Here is a 6,533-nt window from a genome sequence, read left to right as displayed (position 1 = left end):
CTCCCCAATCTTGATCATCATTCCTACACTCCACATCTTTATCTAGTATAGAAATGATTATCTGTTATTATTGGGGAATTTGAAACCGTTGTTATTAGGGATTTTATCACCGTTGCTTACAATTAGGTCTATCGCTTCCCCCGCAGCTGCAATTTTTAATAATTCTTTTTTTAAAAATTGCCTATATGTTTCGACATAACCACAATCTATCAAAATATGTTTCTTATTTTTAGTACCTAACGAAACTAAAAAACAGTCTCCGTTTTTTGCAGGAAACATTTTCACTACTACGTCCTTCATATTAGCCCCCATATTATATATCATTAATAATCCATTTTTTTCTATTTTAACACATGATAGAGAATATTGATTAAGTAGATATCTTTATAAACTCTTTAAGGGATAACCTGTGAAAAAGGGACGACAAAACGGAATTTCTTAGTTAGATTTAAGTACTGCTCGGGGTATTGTGCTAAGCAATATATGGTGACGAATGAACCTTAATTGTGTGGTCTAACAAATGAATCAAATAGCAAGATATAGTTAACTTGCCCAAAGCATGCAAAAAGCGCTTCAAGAGTTAGAGGGGGAATAATCCTTTCATAAAAGAAACCTATAAATGCAATTTTCCCACAAAAGTTATTTCGGGGAAGACAGAAGAATCCCCACCTAGATACCCACAAGAGTTGATATGATAGCGTTCTCTGAATTGTAAATAGGATATAATTATCAGAACTTCAGAATAACCTCTTACACTGGTAAATAACCCCGGAATTGCTAATCCGCTAATGCTCAACTTTTGAAACCTTTTCTTCTTCGTTACATTTTCTGTGACATTAAAAATGTAACCGTGGTATTAGGATTTCATAAAAGAGACTAAACCCAAAAGGTTTCAATAAAAACTCTCCATCTTAATTTACAGTAATATCCTACAAATGAAATGTATAGTAATCAAGTATTATTTCAGTTATCATTTAAGTAAGTTTTTATTAGGAGGATATTATAAATGGGGAATGTTATTTCTTTTTTGAATATGAAAGGCGGCGTAGGAAAAACCACGCTTTGCATAGGAGCAGGAGAATATTTAGCAAACTATATGGAAAAGAAAGTATTGATTATAGACGTAGACCCACAATTTAACGCAACACAGTCGCTAACGGGTGTCTATAACTTAGTGGATGCATATTTAGACGATTATTTAAAAAACAATAAAAATATAAGAAAACTTTTTGAAAGTACAGCTAACATCTTCGAACAACCAGAATACGCTAAACCTGAAGATGTAATTGTGGAATTTTCTGATAATTTACATATGATCTGTGGTAATATTAACTTAATATTTGATGATGACACTAAGGATCATTCCAGAACTAAAAGAATAAGAAAGTTTATCAAAGATAATAATTTAAAAGATTATTATGATTTAATATTTATTGATTGTCCTCCGACGATATCTTTCTACACTGATGCTGCATTAATGGCTTCTGATTTTTACATAATCCCAAACAGAATAGATAGATACTCTTCATTAGGAATAAGTTCACTGCAATCTGTAGTTCACAGATTGAAAGGAGAAGAAGATCTTCCTATTAGGTTGCTCGGTATAGTCTACACTATGGTAGAAAATAGAATGACTGAAAAAACACTATCTATTAAAAGAGACTTTGAATCTGAAGATTTTGTTAGAGGATTATACATTTTTAATTCGAATACTTCCCATGTAAGAGATCTTTTGGTAGGAATGAATGAGAATATTGCTTCGAAATACCAAAAATCTAGACATGACATTAAAGAAGTTTGTGAAGAGATATTAGAGAGATTAGAAGGGTTTGATAAAGAATGAGCAAACTCCCCCCAGAAGTTAAAGAGAAAATTATAAAATTAAAAGCTTCGAAAAGAGAAACAAGTGATTTAATCGGCTTAAATTGTATTATAATTCTTTCAAAAGAAATTTTCAAAAAGAATGAGGATTTAAAGAATTATACTGATAATGTATTTCAAGACATCTTCTTGCCTTATCTTTTTAAATCAAGAACCTTATTGATAGCTCGAACTACCAGAAATGTTTATAGGTACGATGAAACTGAAAAAGCGAAATTTGTAGAGCGAATTTATGATTTCTTTGAAGATGATTTTGAAGTAAAAGAAAGCAAGAAAAAATCTTATAATAAAGCTAATGAAAATATGCGGAAATGGATGAGGGCTTTAGATAAAAATGATTAAACTAGAAAGGGATCCTCTAAAAGTTAAGCCTGAAGTAAATAAAATGATCAAATTACTAAATGAAAAGCAAGAGTTACCTCAACAAAACATCCAACGAGGCATAGTAAAAAGGATAATTTTCCTGAAAATTTTCTTACAGACAAAAGAGCCTTCTCATTATCCTAATGCCCTCTTGTATGATTCGTTAACATCTTTACACACTTTAGCAACTCGCTCAGAAAGATATTTCTTCTTTAATATCCGATCTCTTATAGAAAATACATTACGTACAATATTAAACCTTACAGACTTTGATAGAACAGGAGTAAATGAACTTTTTAGAATTTCCCGAGATAAATACGCTTCAAATACAAAAATAATTGAAGTTATTTCATTACTTTCAGATAAGTACACTTATAGCAGCAATTTTGTTCACAGTAATATTTCAGCAAACATGGAGATCAACCTCTACTTTAAAGAAGTAACTAACCAATCTACAAGTGATAAGGATTTAACAAAACTTTTAAACTTGTTTTTGTTAATTTTAACAAAAATAAGCGAAATTATAGTAATCGTATTTCCAGATGAGGTTGAACATATATTCCATAGAAAAAAAGAAACACTCATTTATCTAGTTAACCAAAAAATTGTACAAGAGATTAATTCATAATATTATTATGTCGAAGATATCATGAAACTTAATCATGATATCTTCTTTATTTTCCTGGCCAATGCAGCTGATCATCTGAGTACTTCCATTCATGCCTTTCACCTTAATTGGCACGTAACTATAATTCAATAAGTCGTAGTCTTTACCAAAACCTTTCCAAATCCTTACAGTTTCAGATGTTTCATCTTCATATAATAGAGTAAGTTTATAGTCATTGTGATACGCCTTATTGTACACAATATTTTGGTGATTTGCTTTATTGAAAAGCCCCGTTAGCTGGCTAATAGTTTCATCGTCTTCAATTTCACCGTACTTATCTTCAGAATGATTATACTTTTGATATTCTATCTCGGTGATAGTTGAGAAATCATTAGAATCATTAGAAAAGATAAAGAAGCTGACTGCTACAATCACAGTTATCAAAAGTATAACTCCTACAACCTTTTTCAACAATATCTCCCCTTATAACTCTTGGATTTATTACCCTACTTATTTAGATTAGACGTTTGTGTTTTTGTTTCAATTAAATTGTTCCTTATTCAATAATCCTGCTCCGTTAGTTCAATATTTTCTTCTATATATTTAGAAAAGGACCAACCATTGTTCAAGATTAGCCCCCTCGTATAGTTGAAAACTCAGTATCAAGATTTTAATCTCTTTTCTAAATTATCTTGATAGGTTTTTTACCCATTTGTCTGTAGTTTCTTTAATACCTTCAACTAAAAATTGTTCATTTTTCCAACCTTGCATAAAGTCCATATCAGAAGAATCTGGTAGTTTATCCACTGGAAGCTCATTTATTTTAATTCTACTCGGAAGAGCGGCAGCTTCTCCAACAAATATTGCTTCTCTTCTCGTTAAAGACGGCAGAATTGTTGTTAAACCAGATAAGCTATCAGGTATAAAATTCGAAACATAGCTTTGGTCATTTGAATTGGTTAACCTTAGTATTATCCAAGTATTACATTGAGATAATACAGTTGACTCAAGATCAGAAGGTCTTTGTGATACAAGCATTAGACCTATCCCATATTTTCTGCCCTCTTTAGCTATTCTCCTTATAGCTATTTGTGCCTCTTTATATTGTGCTTCCCCATAATTAGGCACGTACCTATGAGCTTCTTCGCATACAAAAAGAACCGGATCAGCCTTTCTTAATTCACGATCTTGCCATAATTTATATTGAAATATTAACCTTGAAATTAGTGCAGTCAATAAACCGGCTACTTCATTTGGCAATCCAGAAATATCAATAATTCGTAAGTTTTTATCATTATCTTTCTTCCCTACTAGCTGGCTAATTATATTTGGTAATTCAATTGAGCCATTTTCATACTCTTTCATTATAAAATGCAACTGTGGATTGGACCTTAGTATCCTTAACTTTTTTAATATACCATCAATTTTAACCCTTCCTGATTGAGCTAACTGCTCAAATTTCCCAGGCTTTCTTCCTTGAATCTTATCAATATGAAAAATAAAGTCCTCTAGTTTGAATGGCACTGGCTTGTCTCTATCAAAGTTCAATCTCTCTTCTTCTTGCACATCGTCGTTAATTTCAGGCTCTGTACCACCTTTTGCACTCTCTTCTTTGATTCGTTTAATTATTCCAGCATTGACCATCCTCGCATATGATAAAGCTTCATATACTATATTATTTTGAGTAGTTGCTTCAAATTCTGTTTTCCCAATAACTAGAGACCGAAATTCATCAGCTGTCATAAGCCAATATGGGAGCTCTATTTCGTATGTATCTTCATCAGTAGGATTGGACTCACTATAAGCGTTGTATATTATCGCATTGTTTTTAAAAGCTTTTCCATACTCTCCATGCGGATCAATCATTATTATTCTAGGGTGGAGATACTGACCTTCCAAATCCCTTGCTTCTATAACTGAATGCAATATTGAAGATACAGTTCCTGACTTACCAGATCCAGTTGAACCTAAAATTGCACAATGATTTCCAAAAAGTTTGTTAATATTCGCACGTACTAATTGATTACTACCTGAGTATTTCCCTATCTCTATAAGAGGTGATGATGAATTATTTTGAACATTTTTTTCAGCTCCACTATACAACTTATCTAATTCTCTATCTGTCATTAAATAAACAGACTGTAGAGGTAATGGGTATAACTCTACACCTCTAGAAAAGTTAAGAATCTCATTAAACTTATCCCAAATTCCTTCACCTAATAAATCAGCTTCGATAATCCTAGAATCATCATTAACAGTGTTTTTTTCGAATTCATCTACATCTGAGTTCATCCTTAAGAGTCTGACATTTATAAAAAGTATCTTTCTCCCAAAGTGTATTTTTAAGATACTCGCTATCTGACCTATTGAATAAACCCTGCCCTCATATGATCGAGTTAGATCATCTAATTCCTTATCTAGCTCAATCTTCACCCTTGTTCCTTGCACTTCTATAACTCTTCCTATGCATAAATCATGTGCTACTGAAAAATTCTCCACTTTATCTCCCCTAGTCAAGTAAATTAGTCATACCTTTAAACGTCCACCAATCAAATTGCTGATCGCCAGATGAAGGAATATTTAACTCACTATTTCCGTTATATATACCTTTATCAGTCAGAACAAATACCCTGTCCCTAAAACTACTCTCATCTAGCCAATTATAAATATCTGATGGTAAATAACTTTTTTGCAAATCTTCATCCCATGTTTCTTTAAGGAAAATTATTAAGTTGGTTTTATTGTTAGGTAATGACATCGCCATTTCTACTTCATTATTTATATGGTTATCTCCAAAACTATAACCACAAGCCACCAAAATATTATCTCTAGAAACATTCAAACGTTCCCTAAATTTACTAAATAATAAGGCAAATGGGTCTTTCTGTGTTTCTACATACTTTGTAGCTTGAGGATAAATAAGTAAATTAGAGTTATCCGATAAGTACTTTGTGCCGAATCTTGATCTAAGTAGACCTTTCTCATCATCCTTATACCAGTCTATTGACCCGTGTAATTTGTAAACTTTATAAGAATATGAATTGTCTTTTTCACTAAACACATTAGGATTCCAGAACCCCATTGCACCTCCAGTAAAACCGTCTATAACTTCTTTTTTTTCAAGTATCAACGCATCTTCTAATAAAGTATCGTAGTTTGTAGTGAAAAAGTTAATACTTGTTATGTTTTCTAGGTTTGATCTTCTGTTGAATAGCTTCTTCACAAATTCTTGGTGAGGACCAATCTCAACTATTGGCGACTCAATATCACCTTTCTCATCAACACTATGTTTATATCCAAATCTTACTAATTCTCCTATTATACGAATTATTTGTTTATATAATGTGTATAGAGAACTATATTCATATTTAACATTGTTCATTGTTATTTCGCTTGCGTGTGATCTATCAAGAAGAGCTAGCAAATCTCCAATATGACTTAAGTAATGTTCAACATGAGATGAATTAGGGAGGAACTCCTTGATTTTGCAAAAAGCATCAAAATCGCCTCCTTCCAATTCGCTCTCAATTTTTTCAGTCATTGGGTACATAAGAGGAATATTTGATTCATAACTTATTCCAGCTCCAAATAGCCAATTTTGGTAAGTACAATCAAGATGCCTATGTATTTGCTCTAGTAGTTCATCAAATTTACTCAAGTGATTTACCCCTCCAAATTATAA

General features: G+C 32.0%; 7 protein-coding genes. 3 read left to right on the top strand and 4 right to left on the bottom strand.

Annotated elements, in window-relative coordinates:
* Window positions 1-57: 57 nt before the first annotated feature.
* On the bottom strand, window positions 58-300 hold the full coding sequence (locus tag BW931_RS12720) for a hypothetical protein (protein ID WP_076572788.1): 243 nt from the start codon (window positions 298-300) through the stop codon (window positions 58-60).
* A gap of 706 nt (window positions 301-1,006) precedes the next feature.
* Between BW931_RS12720 and BW931_RS12715 the strand changes: the two genes are divergently transcribed.
* Genes BW931_RS12715 through BW931_RS12705 form a run of 3 tightly spaced genes read left to right on the top strand, consistent with a single transcriptional unit; the run spans window position 1,007 to window position 2,872 of the window.
* Window positions 1,007-1,843: a ParA family protein gene (locus tag BW931_RS12715; RefSeq protein ID WP_076572786.1), complete on the top strand. Its 837-nt coding sequence runs from the start codon at window positions 1,007-1,009 to the stop codon at window positions 1,841-1,843.
* Window positions 1,840-2,223: a hypothetical protein gene (locus BW931_RS12710; protein ID WP_076572784.1), complete on the top strand. Its 384-nt coding sequence runs from the start codon at window positions 1,840-1,842 to the stop codon at window positions 2,221-2,223. The genes BW931_RS12715 and BW931_RS12710 overlap by 4 nt, the downstream gene beginning before the upstream one ends.
* The gene (locus tag BW931_RS12705; protein ID WP_076572782.1) at window positions 2,216-2,872 is read left to right on the top strand and encodes a hypothetical protein; all 657 of its coding nucleotides are present in this window, start codon (window positions 2,216-2,218) and stop codon (window positions 2,870-2,872) included. Before BW931_RS12710 ends, BW931_RS12705 begins: the two co-directional genes overlap by 8 nt.
* Here the strand turns inward: BW931_RS12705 and BW931_RS12700 are convergent.
* The 3 genes from BW931_RS12700 to BW931_RS12690 form a co-directional block, all read right to left on the bottom strand.
* Window positions 2,867-3,322: a hypothetical protein gene (locus tag BW931_RS12700; protein WP_076572780.1), complete on the bottom strand. Its 456-nt coding sequence runs from the start codon at window positions 3,320-3,322 to the stop codon at window positions 2,867-2,869. The two genes, BW931_RS12705 and BW931_RS12700, sit on opposite strands and share 6 nt — an antisense overlap.
* Before the next feature lie 216 nt (window positions 3,323-3,538).
* Complete coding sequence (locus BW931_RS12695) at window positions 3,539-5,350, bottom strand: ATP-binding protein (protein ID WP_076572778.1); 1,812 nt, start codon at window positions 5,348-5,350, stop codon at window positions 3,539-3,541.
* Between the two features lie 10 nt (window positions 5,351-5,360).
* Window positions 5,361-6,509: an SIR2 family protein gene (locus BW931_RS12690; RefSeq protein ID WP_076572776.1), complete on the bottom strand. Its 1,149-nt coding sequence runs from the start codon at window positions 6,507-6,509 to the stop codon at window positions 5,361-5,363.
* Window positions 6,510-6,533 lie beyond the last annotated feature (24 nt).

The sequence above is a fragment of the Salimicrobium salexigens genome (genome assembly GCF_900156705.1).
GTDB lineage: Bacteria > Bacillota > Bacilli > Bacillales > Halobacillaceae > Salimicrobium > Salimicrobium album.
Note: the sequence above shows the minus strand (reverse complement) of the source record. Positions and strands in the feature narration are given on the sequence as shown.